Genomic DNA, 16,411 nt, shown 5'->3' with positions numbered 1-16,411 from the left:
GGGTTAGTATCCGGGGTTTTGTTTTAAAGATGTATTCGGCAATTCATTGAATGGAATTGGAAGAATTTCATTTTTATTGGCTTTAAACCCTTTGAATGCAAGCGCTGATGGAGCATCTCCCCATCTGACAAGGTCAAACCATCGGTGTCCTTCTCCGGCAAGCTCTCTTCTTCTTTCATCTTTAATCGCCTGCAAAGAAACAGGAACTGATGCTAAACCGACCCTTGCTCTTACTGCGTCTAACAAAGCCTGGGCTCTGGCTCCTGCTCCTCCTAATGCTTCAGCTTCCATCAGATAAGTATCGGCTAATCTTATTGCAATATAATTCTGACGGAAATTAAGTTCTGCAGGTCCTGGAAGCGAGCTCTTTAAAGCATTTGTTGGCAAATATTTATTTAAGAAATATCCTGTATCTGCAAAAGCAGGACCATAAGAGATTTTGCCTTCTGTCACCAGTTTTTTTGCGTTGAAAACCGTTACATCCAATCTTGGATCACCCTGCATAAAAGTGACAAAGTTTTCCGTTACGGTATTAAATGCCCAACCTGAATAAATATCCGGGGCGTCATTATTCGGAATATTTTTTAATGAATAAGAACGAGGACCTACCATTACATTGATAGAGTTTCCTTCATCTTTACCCTGTCCCCAGAATCCCCAATCGGAACTTCCTTTATTGGTATGCATAACTTCAAGGATAGATTCTGATAAGAATTTGTATTTATTTGGATCCGGATCAGTTTCCAGTGCAACTTTAAACAAATCTGCATAATTTGCCACCAGCTTATATCCATACTGACTGGTTCCCCCGGGTGTGCCATTTACTTGAGCAAATTGAGCAGCAGCTTCAGGCATTTTTTTATCGTAAAGGTAAATTTTCCCCAATATAGCTCTGGCAGTCCCCTGCGTAATTCGTCCTTTGTCGCCACTGCCCGGTGTCATCATCAGGTCCGGAATGGCAGCGTTGATATCACTTTCTATCTGTGCATACACATCGCCTGGTTTTGCCTGTGGTATATGCCAGTAATCATCTGAAACAGTTATACTTTTGAGAATCAGAGGAATATTTCCAAACATTCTTACGAGCTCAAAATAATACAAAGAACGGAGAACTTTGGCTTCTGCAATATATCGCTTTTTTATGTCTTCATTCATGGAAGCTCCCGGAACTTTTTCTATTACAAGATTAGCGCGGGCAATTCCCTGGTAGTAATCTTTCCAGTAGCTGGCGGGCATGGTATTGGGATTGATCATATAATTATTCATCCCCTGGATACCTGCACCATCATTGGAACTTCCTCCACCGGAATAAAAGTCATCAGACGCGGCATTAAAGAAAGTAACGGTGTTTTCAAATCCCGCAGAATATTTTCTTAAAACATCATATACGGAAATCAGTGCACTAAAAGACTGCTGTTCATTTTTAAAATATGAATCAGTGCTGAATGCCCCTGAATTTTGTACTTCATCCAGGTATGAACCACTACAGCCTATATTAGTAAAACTCAGACCTGTCAGAAACGCAACGGCAAGTCCTTTATATATAAAATTTTTATTTTTCATTTTGTTGGTCATTAAAATTGAATATTAGCTCCTATTAAGAATGTTCTGGCTTGCGGATAATACGCTCTGTCAACACCGATAATATCTTGTTCAGAATTATTTCTTCCTGCAATTTCCGGATCATATCCTGTATATTTTGTGAAAGTAACCAGATTTTCTCCAGTGATATACAATCTTACTTTACTCATTCCGAAACGTTTCGTAACATCCTGAGGAATTGTATAGCCTAACTGAACAATTTTCAAACGCACGTAATCTCCTTTCTGAAGATAATAATTGGACATCCATGAATAGTTATGGTTAGGATCATTACGGGTAATTCTTGGATTATCATTGGTAGATCCTTCCCCTGTCCATCGGTCTAAAATTCTTGTCTGATAATTGGCATCAAGCAAATCCAATCTTCTTAAGCCCTGGAAAATCTTATTACCAGCCTGTCCTTGTGCAAACATCATCAGATCAAAATTCTTATAATTAAGATTCACTGTAAGTCCGAAAGTATACTTCGGAATAGAACTTCCCAGGTTTACTTTATCATTGTCATCAATTTTACCATCTCCATTATTATCCTGCCAGATAAAGTCTCCCGGTTTTGCATCCGGTAATAATTTTACTCCATTGGCATTTACATAATTGTTAATTTGTGCCTGATTCTGGAAGACTCCACTATATGTATATCCGTAAAATGATCCGTACGGCTGCCCAACTGCTACTCTGGATACAGCTCCCATAGTCTGGAAAGAAGCCAGGTTGAAATATTGAATATCATCCTCCAATCGGAGAACTTCATTCTTTATAGTAGCGAAATTACCATTAACTGAAATTCCGAAATCCTCCCAGTTCTTTTTGTATCCCAGTTCAAGTTCTAATCCGCTATTCTGCATATCTCCTACGTTTGACCAAGGTAGATTCGGAACTCCTACGTAACCGGGAATATTAATTTGTCTCAGGATATCGGTTGTTTTCTTCTTGTACCAATCTGCTGTAAGAGTAAAATTATTGAACAATTTTAAATCTGCAGCGATGTTCAGCTGGCTGGTCTGTTCCCATTTCAGGTTTGGGTTTTCCAGTGTACTTGGTGCATAACCAATGATGATATTATTACTGGAATTGGTATAATTACTTCCGGAAACCATGAAACTTGCAAATCTGAAATTATCCATTTCATCATTTCCTAATACTCCGTAACCTCCTCTTAATTTTAAGTTATTAACTACTTTATTCTCCGGCCAGAAGTTTTCCTTATGTACATTCCATCCCAGGGACATAGATGGGAAAGTTCCCCAATGCTGATTGGTTGCAAATTTTGAAGAGCCATCTCTACGAATCGTTCCGGTGAATAAATATTTGTCTGCATAATCATAAATAATTCTACCGAAATAAGATGCTTTACGGGTTTCAATTCCATCCCATCCTTTTGCCACAATATTATCCTGAGAAATATCAAAATTGAAAGAAGCATCCTGCCAGTTATCAATAGGCAGATTACTATACGTCAGACTTGTTCCTCCAGCAATATTGTAACGATATACTCCCTGACCAACCATGATGTTGATGTTGTGATCACCGAACTTGTTCTGGTATGTCAGCGTATTTTCCATACTCCATTCGAATTTATTTTCCTCTATCTTGTTCAGACTATTGAAGCTGGTATTGTTATAGTTGGGACTTAAATAATATTTTGGAGTAAAAGTACGGCTTCCCCAATAGGATTTCTTACCGTTAAGGCTGGACTTAAATGTGAAATGATCCAGAAACTTAAGTTCAGCAAAAACATTTCCCACGAAATCATCAGACCAGTTGTAGTTTCCCTGTTGAATATGGCGGAAAGCTTGAGGGTTGGTCATTTCATTATTTACATATCTGGAAATTCCATATGGCCGCCCTTCGGAATCACGGATGATATAAGGGTTGGTATAGCCACTTGGGTCAACCATTGACCAATCTGTCACCACAACCGGAGTCGTAGGATCCAGGTTAACTGCTGATGCCAACGGTCCGCCAAATTCTTCGTTTGCACTTACCCCCTGAGACTTCACATGCGTGTACGCAAAGGTTTGCCCTATGGTCAGGTAATCTGTCACTTTATGGGTTGAGTTGAATCTTGCATTGATTCTTTTGTAATAAGAAATATCACTCATTACAATACCTGTCTGATCAAAGTATCCGAACGAGGTATAGTATGTTGATTTTTCATTCCCTCCTGTAATGCTTACTTCGTGAGAGGATTTTTCACCGGTCCCGAAAATAGCATCCTGCCAGTTGGTACCTTTTCCAAATGATTCCGGATTCGCAAACCTTGGTGCCTGACCATCATTAACGAAACCTTCATTGATAATTTTGGCATATTGTGTAGCATCTAAAAGATCAAGCTTTTTGGAAGCATTTGAAAAACCATAAAACCCATTATAAGAGAGGGTCAGTTTTCCTCTTTTCCCTTTTTTGGTGGTCACCAGAATTACCCCTTTTGCGGCTGAAACCCCATAGATTGCGGACGAGGCTCCATCTTTTAAGACTTCAATACTTTCTATATCGGACTGATTCAGCCAGCCGATATTATCTACAACAATACCATCTACTACCCACAGAGGACTGTTGCTTCCTGCTCCAAAGCTGGTGATCCCTCTTACACGTACGGTGGCAGCAGCACCAGGCTGACCCGAATTCGTAACAACAGAAACCCCTGCTGCTCTACCCTGCAATACCTGTTCGGGTTTACCTGCCGGGATGTTTTCAATGTCGCTGGCTTTAATACTCGCAATAGCTCCTGTTACATTACTCTTTTTCTGGGTACCGTAACCGATGACTACAACTTCGTCTATTTTGTTTTCTTTAGCAAGTGTGTCCTTCACCTTGGTCTGGGCACTGAAGTTGGCCGTAAAATAGAGGACGGCAACTACTCCTACGCTTCTTGATATTCTTACATTCATATACAGTTATTGTTTAATTCTCAAATTGAGACAATAAAAATATATTTTTTTTCAATTAATTAACATTCTATTCACAAATATTTTAATTTTTCTTTTATTTTTCAGGGTTAGAAGCCTTATCTTCGCATCAATATTTCATAAAATTTCAGAAAAAATCAATAAAGATATCTCCCAAAATGACGATCAAGCTTTCAAAATTTTCTCTTCCTTTAAAACTTACCTTTCTTATTTTTTCAATGGTTTTAAACTGTATAGGGCTTATCATACTACAGCTTTCCGAAGAGAAAATCACTTATGGTGAATTGGGATTTTTGGAATCTTTTAAAGACCTGCCGATAGCCTTTATCTCACTTTTTGCAGTAAGTTTCATCAATAAGACAGGCACAAAAAAAGCACTGATTTCAGCTTTGGTCATTGTGGGATTGTGTTCCTGCCTTTTACCATTTGTAGAAGTTTTCTGGTTCTTCAAATTATGGTTTGCGATCATCGGGGCCTGTTTTGCAATTGGTAAAATCTGTGTTTTTGGGATTATCAGGAATAATATTTCCGACGAAAAGTCACTGGCAAAAACGATGAACAGCGTCGAAGCTTCCTTTATGATAGGAATCTTTGTTATCAACACCTGTTTTGGTTGGGTCGTATCGAGCGAATATTCAGAATACTGGAAGTTCTGCTTCTTACTGATTGCTTTTTTATCCGCAGTAACGATATTCCTCCTTTCAAAAATTGCAATCTCTGAGTCAAAACCACAGAAAAATGAGAGCATATTCTCTGAACTGTCAGGATTCATGACCCCCGCCGCGGCATTATTTCTTGGTGTCATATTTTTCATCGTTTTTGTAGAGCAGGGATTCAATTCCTGGCTTCCTTCTTTTTACAAAAACCATCTGAAGGTCAACTCATTCTTCGCGCTTCAGGCAACCTCCTTTCTGGCAGTATTTTCCTATGTAGGAAGAACCATAACAGCAAATATTATCCGAAGATTTTCGTTACCCGGTTACTATATTTCGTGCATGATTTTCATTATCTCTTTACTGGCTGTTATTGTAGGAATCCAATACTTTGAATCAGTAGATTCAAAAATAATTCTTTTCTTATTTCCGGTGATTGGGTTATTTTTGTCTCCCCTGTATCCAGTTATCAATTCAAAGATGATTGCACAGATCGATAAGGAAAAAGTCAATCTTTTCACCTCGCTTATTGTCATCTTTTCCTCTCTGGGCAGCTCTGTAAGCTCGATCATTATTGCTGTTCTGTTTGAAAAACAATTACTAAATTTCTATCCTTTATACATTTTATCCTCGGTAATTCTTCTTTTTGGGATGAGTTTGGTATTTTTTAACGTTTCAAAAAGAAAATAGTTTTATTTTTACTGCCATGAAAATCAAAGACACAAAAAGTAAGGAAACACTTCAGGAACTGATTGATACAAAAGATTTTGTAGCCCATATATCTGTTGACTGTACGATATTCGGGTTTCATAATAACATTTTGAAAGTTCTTCTTCTAAAGTATCACGATCTGGATCTGTGGTCTCTTCCAGGTGGATTCGTTTTCAATGATGAAGATCTCAGAGAAGCTGCTGAAAGGGTTTTGCACGAAAGAACCCATCTCAAAGGATTGTTTTTAAAGCAGTTTCATACCTTTGGAAGAATAGACCGTACAGAAAACAATGTGCATCAGATTCTGCTTAAAAACAAAGGGATAGAACTTCCTGCAGAACACTGGATCTTTCAGCGGTTTGTTACGGTAGGCTATTGCAGTCTTATTGATTTTTCATTGGCGAATACTTTTCCTGATGCTTTCAATGAAAGCTGTGAATGGTTTGAGGTCAACAATCTGCCAAAGATGGCTTTTGATCATGACAGAATTATAGAAACCGGGTTAGAGTATCTGAGAATGAATATCAATACAGAAGTAGCAGCCAGTAATCTGCTTCCTGAGAAATTCACCATGAAGGATCTTCAGTCACTTTATGAAACGATTTTAGGCCAAAAATTCAGAAGAAATAATTTCCAGCGTAAAATTTTAAGCTTAAATATCCTGGACAGACTGGAAAAACTTTATGACGGTTCAGCTAATAAAGCTCCCTATCTGTATAAATTTAAAAGTAAGGTTCACAACTCTACGAGCCAGTACCCCATATCCAATGATGAGGAATCATAAAAATACAGAATTTGCCTTCTAAATAAAGAAACAGACCATTATCTCACTGAAAATCAACAATAAGACAAGTTTTTAAAAAAATTTTCAGGACACCACGAAAAATGTTACTTTTAACCAAATCAAAAAATCATGTCATATTATCCTCTTACAAGCATCCCTGATTATTATGGAATTGATGCTTTACTTACTGAAGAACATAAACTGATCCGCCAATCTGTAAGAGACTGGGTTGAAAGTTTTGTAATGCCGCAGATAGATCAGGCCGCTCAAAATCATACGGATTTACCCAATCTTATGAGAGAATTGGGGAAAATTGGGGCACTGGGACCTTATATCCCGGTTGAGTATGGCGGTTCAGGATTAGATCAGATTTCTTATGGTCTGATTATGCAGGAGCTGGAAAGAGGAGATTCTGCAGTGCGTTCTGCTGCTTCGGTACAAAGTTCTTTAGTAATGTTTCCTATCAATGAATTCGGTTCCGAGGAGCAGAAAAAGAAATATCTTCCTAAGCTTGCTGCCGGAGAAATGATCGGATCTTTTGGATTGACAGAACCTAATCATGGCTCTGATCCGGGTTCTATGGAAACGTATTTTAAAGATATGGGAGATCATTATCTTTTAAACGGAGCTAAAATGTGGATCACCAACTCTCCTCTATGCGATATTGCTGTGGTATGGGCTAAAAATGAGGAAGGAAAAGTACAGGGATTAATCGTTGAAAGAGGAATGGAAGGATTCACAACTCCTGAAACTCATAATAAATGGAGCTTAAGAGCTTCAAAAACGGGAGAACTGGTATTCAATAATGTAAAAGTTCCTAAAGAAAACTTACTTCCTGGTGTAACAGGGCTGAAAGGACCTCTTTCTTGTCTGAACTCTGCAAGATACGGAATTTCATGGGGTGTAATCGGGGCTGCTATCGACTGCTACTGTACTGCTGTTCAGTATTCAAAAGAAAGAAAGCAATTTGGAAAACCCATCGGTTCTTACCAGCTTCAGCAGAAAAAACTGGCTGAATTCTTAACGGAAATTACTAAAGCTCAGTTACTGTGTCTTCAGTTAGGAAACCTTAAAAATAACCATAAAGCGACCCCTGCTCAGATTTCAATGGCTAAGCGCAACAATGTAAAAATGGCGATTGACATTGCCAGAGAATCGAGACAGATCCTTGGAGGTATGGGAATTATGGGTGAATTCCCAATGATGAGACACGCTGCTAACCTTGAGTCTGTGATCACTTACGAAGGAACTCATGATGTTCATTTACTGATCACCGGATTAGATATTACAGGAATCAACGCTTTCTAAAAAACAGAAAAATATAAATAAAGAGTCTGGCCACCGGTCAGACTCTTTTATTTTACTCACTTTGCTGAGAATTGATATTCAATGAATAATTATTGATATTGTAAAGTTTTTGTGATTTTATTAAAATTATTACTTTAATACCAGGTAAAAACAAACAATATGAAAAAAATCACAACTTTTTTATTAAGCCTTACAGCTCCGTTTTACTTTGCTCAGCAGGCTGGTGATGTTATAAGTGCCGAACAGAAACTGGATTTAACCCCTCAAGGAGTTATCAGTTTTATAGCCAGTAATCTTGGCAATCAGGATGCTCCGGAGTTCGCCAGCTATCTCAATAGCTTTAATGTTGGGTTAAAAGGCTACAAGATCACCTATTACACCAAAAATGAAAATAATGTCCTTGTAAAAGCCACCGGCTTACTCATGTACCCCAATGTACCATTTAAGCTATCGACAGTAGTCTCCGACCATGGCACTACTGACAGCAGACACAATGTGCCTTCTAATTTCAAAGGGGCTCTAACTGCAGGATTTGTAGTGGAGCTATCTTATGTTCTTAACGGATATATTTTAATGGCACCTGACTATGTAGGGATGGGAACAGGAGACGGAGTACACCCGTATGTAGATTATGCCACAGAAGCCGGTGCTACCATAGATTTTATCACAGCGGCCAATAAAGTATTGACACAACTGAATATTAAGCGTTATGATGAATACTTTTTAGCCGGTTATTCCCAGGGAGCACATGCTGCTATGTCTACTTTAAAAAGATTAAGTATTTCAAATCCCAATAATATCAAATTCAAGTATGCCTACATGGGTGACGGGCCGTATGATTTTTCCGGAGTGACCTTGAATAAAGGGGTGCTGGAAAAAGACATATACCCTTTTACCTCATTTCTGGCCAATGTTCTCCATACCTGCAACAATACAGGATATAAGACATACAGCAACGATATCTCAGAGGTTATTTCCGCTGAATACCTCGATAAGTACAATTATCATGTTGTTCAGGATAACGGCGGACTTCTATGGGGGCCCGTCATTTGGAGAAATCTCTTTACCGCAAACTTTGTCAGTGATGTTACGAATAATCCCAACAATAAGCTCAGACAATGCCTGAAACCTAAGGATGTATACGACTGGTACAATAAAACCCCAATGACATTGGGACATTCGACTGTAGATTTGGCTATTCCACCTGAAAACACATCTAAAACCATTGATGTTCAGCGTGGGTATTATCCGTGGTGGGATCTTAATAAATACAAACTGGATTCTTTTTATTGGGGGCCTATTGGCCATGTAGGAGGAATTCTTCCGTTTACTCTGGCATCAAATGCCAAATTTAATACCCTGAGAAGCGGTGGGCTGCTAAATGAATGGGCTATTGCAGGATCTGTTTTTGGCAGGCAGTCTACAGAGAAAAGTTCTGAAAAGCCTATTGTTCTTTCTTCACAGATAAAACCGGATCTCGGAACAATGAAGCTGGCGGAAATTAAAGATTTCAATCAGGAAAAGACCAAAAGCAGAACTGCTGACAACCGTAATTTAGCAACTTTAAAGGATGGCGTTTATTTGTTGAAAGTATCAGAAAATAACGAAGATAAAATAATTCCATATATCAAAAACACCCCCCAAAAAGTAAATGAAAATGAAATTATAAAGTCTGCAACCCCATCGGTTTTACAACTGAAAGTTGATCAGGCTGAACTTTCTTCTGTAAACATCTTCGATGAAAATAAAACACTGATTAAAAGCATTTCTAAAAAACAATACCATGAAGCCGGAGGAATCAATGTAGAAGATCTGGAAAATAAAAATTATACTTTTGAAGTGGTAACTCCTTATTATAATCTTCAGTTTGATAAAGCCGTTGGGGGTAAGCCATTTTCTGAAAACAATGCTGATATTTTCTCTCAAAAGCAGCAAATCATTGCAAAAGCCGGCAGTGATATTAAAAACATCAGCATTTACAGTATTTCCGGTTCTCTGGTCATTCAGCAGGAAGTTAACAAGCCATTGTTTGAGTCCCGAAGCTTAGAATCCGGCATATACCTGATACAAATTACATTGTCTAATGGTAAAGTCATTAATAAAAAAGTAAAACTGTAAACTCAATCACTCTTCTATATCTCATTTCAAGTTAATTTTAGCACTTCAGCAATGAAGTGCTTTTTTATGATAATAATTAACTTTAAACAGAGAATACAGTTAGCCCTAAAACTTAAAGCCAATACTCAAGTATATCCTTGAGAAATCAAGCTGACTGTTTCTGGAAATATTCAAACTGATAGGTCCGATCAAAGATTCATACCCCAGATTCACTCCGTAACCAAACATATCAAAACTGTTATTAAAAGGAGAAAACTCTTCACTTACCTTACCATAACTGAAAGAAGGAGTCACATAAAGTCTTTTCATAATTCTGTACTGTAATGACGCCGATGCTTTTGCCACAGAAGTCATAGGAAGCTCCTTCTGACGGAGGCCATTAAATTCCGGACTTAGCAAATCATAATTATATTCACTCCCTCCTAAATTATATTTCTGATTCAGGAAGAGATAAGGGACCTGATCTTCTCTCTGTGCCCCAAAACTTGTTCCCAGGAAAAGATTTACCTTAGCAGTTAACCTCCGTGTGATCGGGTGGGCAAAATTTTCATTCAAAGTGAAAGAAACCAGGTTTTTAGGCTGATAATAGTATGGGTCTTTAGGGTTCAATATAGGATATAAAAGTGGCTGTACGGTACTCAGATCATACAGTTGATACTGATCTCCATAATAAAACCTTGCACTCATCTGCAGGTGATTCCCTTTTGTGAAGAAGTATCTTTTGTTGAGATTGTTCTGTTCAAACTTCAAAAATGTGTTGAAATTACTGTGGTTATATAGTTTTTTACTGTAGTTATCTACTTTTGCCTGATCCACTTTATCCAGTAAACTGTACATTCTTTCTGTACTGAACTCTGTTCCCAAGGAGAAAAAGGCATTGGGACTGATATTATAATTCAGGGCTATCTTTCCGGTAATATTTCTGTAAATATGGTTGGGAAAGCGGTCACCACTCTCTCCTCCTACATCGTATAACCTGAAGTTCAGGTCATTACTTTTAAGATGGATCATTTTAGCTTCCAGATCCAACCACAAACGTTCTCCACTGTCTAAAAACTGCTGGTAAGCAACTTTGGCTTTAAAACGTTCAGAAATATCTACAGTTGCCAGAAATCTTGATCTGTTCAAAAGGATATTTCTGTAGGTATAGTTGACAATAATCCCTACGGACTGCTCTGTATCATAATGCAGGGCCAGTTTGAAAGCTCCTTTTTTGGCTCTTTTCACAAAAACATTCATCACAAGACCATCATTGGCATTTGTGTATGTGTAATACACCTTTACGTACTGGCGCATTCCAAATACTCTGTCTATGGCTTCATTGACCGTTTTCGCATCATAATACTTCCCTTCCGTAAGGCCCATTTGCTTTTTCAGCACTTCAATCTCAGCTACATCATTAATGGGAGTTCCATCTTCTTCATTGAAAGTAAATTTTGTTGTGGGCAGCTTTACTTCTTCAATCATTTCGTGCTCATATTTGATACCAGCTTTTCGTTGTGCTTCAGCAAGGGCTACAAATTCAGGAAGATGTTTTCTCGCTTCTACCTCTCCTATTTTTATAATCTTTCTGAATCTGGCAAAATCTTTAGTCGTAATCTCTCCCAATGGATCCACAAAATCTACCAGGATGTTGGATAATTCTTTCTGATGCTTGAAATCTTCTACAGAACGGATGGCATGAGTCTGATAAATCATTTTCATCGGATTCTCAATTTCTTTTTTGGTAAAAAGGCGGAAACCGGTATATCCACCAATCACAAAATCTGCTCCCATTTCGCGAACCTCATTAGCCGGATAATTACGGTCCAGCCCACCATCCACCAACAGTTTCCCGTCAATATAAACTGGGGCAAAAGCTGCAGGAATTGCTAATGTAGCACGAATAGCCAGCGGCAGAGATCCTTCTTTCTGCATCACCAGCCCTCCATTTTCAATATCTGAAGAAGTAAGCTGTACAGGAATTCTCAGTCTGCTGAAATCATTGATATGTTTGGCATTAAAAGTAAGGGTATTGAGCACCTCTCCCATATACTGTCCTTCAATATAAGAGCTGGGTAGAGTAGGAATTCCTTTTACAACAGGAAATTCCAGGATGTATTTGTCATATTCATCTTTTTCACTGATATTGACTTTGCTGTAAGGAATTTTATTACTCAGAATCCTGTTCCAGTCCATTTTATAAATGGTATGTTTCAATTGATCAGCATTATATCCCATGGCATATAAGCCTCCCAGAATTCCTCCCATACTGGTTCCCGTAATATAATCTACCTTGATTCCCAGCGAATCAATCATTTTCAGAATCCCAATGTGTGCAAACCCTTTTGCCCCGCCGCCACTGAGAGCAAGACCAAATTTAGTGTCTTTGGTTACATTCTGAAGGGCCACGGCCAGGGAATCATTCTTTTGCTGAGATTTGACAATAATAGAGAAAACTATGGCAAAAAATATCAGGATCTTTTTCATTGGTGATTCTTAAGGTATCCGATTTGAAACGTTAAAAGTAATAATGGGTAAAGATACACAAAAAAGTCACCTGCTTGCCCGGCACTTTTCATGAAGTAAGCAATTCTGTTATCATCAGTTCACCAAAGCAAATAACCTTTTGATCCTTAAGTAAAAATGATCTGTTAAATATTTTTAATATGCTTTAATGGTTTCGACAAAATTGATATCCGGATTCAGAATTTCAAGAATAAGGCTTTTGACAGATCTCATAGCATCATCAATATTTCCTTTGTCAAACTGCAGGGAAACCATACCCTTTTTAGCATCAGCAAAACTCCAGATTCCTGTTTCAATAGGAAATCCCCAAAATTCCGGAAGATGCTGTACCACGTAATGATAAATACAAAGCTGAAGGGCCTGTTTTCTGTCGCTGTTATGGAAGTATTCAGAGACATTGTCTTCATCAATTTTTACATTAAGATTTTTGATCCTGGCTGTTTTATAATCAATAATTCTTAGCGTCCCATTGAGCTTATCAATACGGTCAATGAATCCGAAGAAAGAAATTTTATCATTCCCATCAAGAGGAAAATCTATATTCTCAAATCTTCTTTCGATATCAACAATCTCCAGTTTATTGCCCTGCTTTATCAGCTCAAGATCATGATTAAGTACATTCTCAATTACTTTTTTAGCAATGGCTTTATGAATGTAGTTCATTCCTTTTTCATAAAACTCCGGCTGATGTTTCAGCTTTTCAATCGCTGTATTTATATATTGATCTATCGCTTTAATTGAACTCCTTAAATCACTTTCTTTTAAAACCTTACCCTTTAATACTTCATATACTTCTTGAAGTGAATAATGGACTAAGTTTCCATAATTCTTCACCGACAGTTCTTCTTCAATTTCATCCGTTTCTGAGGTATTTAAAATTTTGGAAAGATAAAAATCAATCGGATTATAAAGATAACTTGTAAGGTGGGATGCAGATAATTTTTCCTTCCATTTCTGAAGGCGGTCCTGCACAATCTGTGTCTTGGAAATCTCTATTGGGTTGGTGGCAATAGGCTCAGAAGAATTTTCAATAATAAGATGTTCAATCTCGTGGGCGCTCTCCATTTCAATCTGGGTAATGAAACGGCTTTTCTCCCCGGTATTTACTCCGGAACTCAAAGCATTATACAATAAATGTACATTCTTTGCATCCTGAATCAGCCTGTAAAAGTGATAGGCATAAATGCTGTCATTTTCCAGGAAAGTATGAAGATCAAAGAATCTTCGGATATCAAAAGGGATATAAGTATTCTGGGAATTTCCGAGAGGAAGCTTACCCTCATTTACAGAAAGCAGAATAACGTTTTCAAAATTCAGGAGACGGGTTTCCAGCAATCCCATAATCTGTAATCCTCTCAAAGGTTCTCCCTGAAAGTCAATACTTTCAGAATTGATATGCTGATTAATCAGAATTTCCAGGGTTTCCATTTTGATCTCAATATTGTATGGAGTCAGCTGGTTTTTGATAATCCTGAATGCATTTTCAAAGTGAGAGACATTTTCATACTGAATATCATCTATTGGCAGCCATTTTACTTTCTGGCAGAATTCAATAAGCATGTCCAGATAAGCATTTGTTCCCGGAGCCTTCTGAAGAAGGCCAAAATAAGAAAGACTGCTCAGAAGTTCATTCAGAAGCTTATGAGAAATATAAACAATGTTCCGTTCCTCAACTTTAGCTTTAAAATCATTGATAATCTGCTCATCCTCAACAGATTTAGGAAGTTCTTCAAGAATGGGAAAAACATCTCTGTAATAATAAGAAGATTTATTTTTTTCCAACTGCTTCTGCAGATAGAAAAGACGTTTAACAGCATTGGAGAAAGATAAATTTTTCAATGGAAACCCCATTGTAATATTCAAATTATCAACACCATGCATCACATCGAGACTTGCAGGAAGAAGATTTTCATCCAGCAATACTACAGCTGTATTGGAATAGGTTTTATTATTGATTTCTTTAAAGATCTCAGGCAGCACCTTTGTCTGAGTAACATTTCCGGAAACTTCATAGACTTTAATTTTTTTAGGCTGGTTAAAATCATCTTCAATCCATTGGAAAGCCCTGTTGTCATCAAACTCTTTCCAGGTCTTGTGATTTCTCAGAAACTTTCCGGCCTCTTGTCTTTCGTCATTGAAATAATATCGGTCAGCCTGAAAAAAACATTGGGCCTTATTCCACTGCAAAAGATTTCTCACCAGCTTTTCTTCTACCGGAGTAAAAGCATTGAATCCGCAAAATATGAACTCCTGATTGGTATTTTTAGCAAAGTCAGCAATCTTAGCCTTGGCCGTTTCATGGATCATTCCTGAAGTAGCCCAGTTTTTTTCCTGTAATTTCTGCTTTAAAACCGGAAGAAAAACATTCATATTCTGCCAGAAGTTAAGAAACTTTTTTCTTGGAACATCATCATCGTCACCAAGATTTTGAGCCCATTCCTTAATTCTTTCCTCATCAAACATATACTGAAGTACAGCCTGATCACTATCTGAAAATTTGAGAATATCATCCCAATCCTTCTGGAGTGTAGGAAACCACTTCAGAAAATCCGAAAAGTCATCTCTGGGAATCAGATTCAGACTTCTGTATACATCAAACGAAAAGAGCCACAACGGAATTCCCTGGATAGGCTGTTGATCTGCAATTGTATTGATAAGCTCTTCTATGGTAAAAAAATTGGGAAGAAGCCCCGAATAATGATTTTCTTCCAGGATCTGCCTGATAAACACAATGGGACGTTTTCCGGGTAGAATGATATTAAACGCAGAAAGATCCGGGTTTTGCGCCAGCAGTTCGTGAATGATTTTATTGAGGAATTTCAAAGGGCTTGATAGCTTTTTAAGTTGTCCAGTTCTTCAGAGATTAAATTATTATATTCTGCCTGTTTTTCTTTATCAATTCCATGACGGGTCTCTCTGTCATAAGCCACCTGAAAACTCTGGTAATCAGTGGATATCCCATCATAAATTGTTTTAAAGTATTTGTTATAGTCTCCTGAAGTCTTAATTTTTTCAGCAACCGCCTTTCTGAACTTTCTTACAAATAGTTCTGCAATATCAAAATGCTTCTGTTCGTGCAGCAGGATGTAATCATTCATTCTTTTGGCATCTTTCCAGGACTTTTCTTCGTTAAATATGGTTTTAATCGTGATGGTAACGGGTGCCTTCGGATCCGAAGATTTTATAGCAGAAAACTCCCAGCCACAATGGGTATATGCTGCCACATCAGGATTTTTTTTGGTACTGACCGGACTTTTAAAATTATCCCAGGTCAGCTTTTTATCTTCCTGCCAGGTGACTTTCTGTCCGAAAACCATCTGAGCAGCCAATATACACAATACGAAAGTCAATCTCATTATTCTACTACAATTGTTTTTGTAATCCAGTTATTTCCTCCATTCCAGAATTTAAAAGTATAGGTTCCTTTTCTCTGTGGACTGAAATTGATCTGGCTGGCACCGACATAATTTCCTTGCGTACAAGGTCCGTTGGTGATATATTTATAAGCAGTAACCGTCCTTTCCAGATTGGTATTGTAAACATAGTCATATCCGTAAAAGCCCTCACAGTGAGAAGGATAGGTAGAATACGTCTTGATGCTCTGGATCGCAAAAACAGCCATCGTATCATTCACAATTTTTACACTGTCTATTTTGATCTTGCCAATAGATTCAACCGTGTGGTAATCGTCATCATTACACGAAACCAGAAGCCCGCCAAAAACGAATACTGAAAATCCAATATTTAAAAGTTTTTTCATAACCTTTAATTTTCTGATTATTAATATATATTTAGCAAAAATTATTCCTTATTTACAT

General features: G+C 37.7%; 10 protein-coding genes. 4 read left to right on the top strand and 6 right to left on the bottom strand.

Annotated features, from left to right (window positions below):
• Nucleotides 1-3: 3 nt before the first annotated feature.
• Both CRS_RS01755 and CRS_RS01750 read right to left on the bottom strand, forming a co-directional pair.
• Nucleotides 4-1,563, bottom strand: a complete 1,560-nt coding sequence (locus CRS_RS01755) for a RagB/SusD family nutrient uptake outer membrane protein (protein WP_142722367.1) — start codon at nt 1,561-1,563, stop codon at nt 4-6.
• Nucleotides 1,564-1,574: 11 nt separating this feature from the next.
• Nucleotides 1,575-4,493, bottom strand: coding sequence for a TonB-dependent receptor (locus CRS_RS01750; protein WP_142722366.1), 2,919 nt, complete (start codon nt 4,491-4,493; stop codon nt 1,575-1,577).
• 176 nt (nt 4,494-4,669) lie between these two features.
• Here CRS_RS01750 and CRS_RS01745 point away from each other — a divergent pair, with 176 nt between their 5' ends.
• The 4 genes from CRS_RS01745 to CRS_RS01730 all read left to right on the top strand — a co-directional run bounded on the left by CRS_RS01745 (nt 4,670) and on the right by CRS_RS01730 (nt 10,085).
• Nucleotides 4,670-5,854, top strand: coding sequence for a sugar MFS transporter (locus tag CRS_RS01745; RefSeq protein ID WP_142722365.1), 1,185 nt, complete (start codon nt 4,670-4,672; stop codon nt 5,852-5,854).
• Between the two features lie 16 nt (nt 5,855-5,870).
• Nucleotides 5,871-6,659, top strand: a complete 789-nt coding sequence (locus CRS_RS01740; RefSeq protein WP_142722364.1) for an NUDIX domain-containing protein — start codon at nt 5,871-5,873, stop codon at nt 6,657-6,659.
• 129 nt (nt 6,660-6,788) lie between these two features.
• Entirely contained in the window at nt 6,789-7,967 is a 1,179-nt protein-coding gene (locus tag CRS_RS01735) for an acyl-CoA dehydrogenase family protein (protein WP_142722363.1), read from the top strand.
• 159 nt (nt 7,968-8,126) lie between these two features.
• Complete coding sequence (locus CRS_RS01730; protein ID WP_142722362.1) at nt 8,127-10,085, top strand: T9SS type A sorting domain-containing protein; 1,959 nt, start codon at nt 8,127-8,129, stop codon at nt 10,083-10,085.
• Between the two features lie 105 nt (nt 10,086-10,190).
• Here the strand turns inward: CRS_RS01730 and CRS_RS01725 are convergent, their stop codons facing one another.
• From CRS_RS01725 to CRS_RS01710, 4 genes are all read right to left on the bottom strand, one after another.
• The gene (locus CRS_RS01725) at nt 10,191-12,554 is read right to left on the bottom strand and encodes a patatin-like phospholipase family protein (RefSeq protein WP_142722361.1); all 2,364 of its coding nucleotides are present in this window, start codon (nt 12,552-12,554) and stop codon (nt 10,191-10,193) included.
• A 174-nt stretch (nt 12,555-12,728) separates the two neighbouring features.
• The gene (locus CRS_RS01720; protein WP_142722360.1) at nt 12,729-15,416 is read right to left on the bottom strand and encodes a PD-(D/E)XK nuclease family protein; all 2,688 of its coding nucleotides are present in this window, start codon (nt 15,414-15,416) and stop codon (nt 12,729-12,731) included.
• A complete protein-coding gene (locus CRS_RS01715) occupies nt 15,413-15,949 on the bottom strand; it encodes a DUF922 domain-containing protein (RefSeq protein ID WP_142722359.1) in 537 nt (178 codons plus the stop codon). The genes CRS_RS01720 and CRS_RS01715 overlap by 4 nt, the downstream gene beginning before the upstream one ends.
• Nucleotides 15,949-16,353, bottom strand: a complete 405-nt coding sequence (locus CRS_RS01710; RefSeq protein WP_142722358.1) for a hypothetical protein — start codon at nt 16,351-16,353, stop codon at nt 15,949-15,951. Before CRS_RS01710 ends, CRS_RS01715 begins: the two co-directional genes overlap by 1 nt.
• Between the last annotated feature and the right edge of the window lie 58 nt (nt 16,354-16,411).

This window comes from Chryseobacterium sp. ON_d1 (assembly GCF_006829085.1).
Classification (GTDB): Bacteria; Bacteroidota; Bacteroidia; order Flavobacteriales; family Weeksellaceae; genus Chryseobacterium.
Note: the sequence above shows the minus strand (reverse complement) of the source record. Positions and strands in the feature narration are given on the sequence as shown.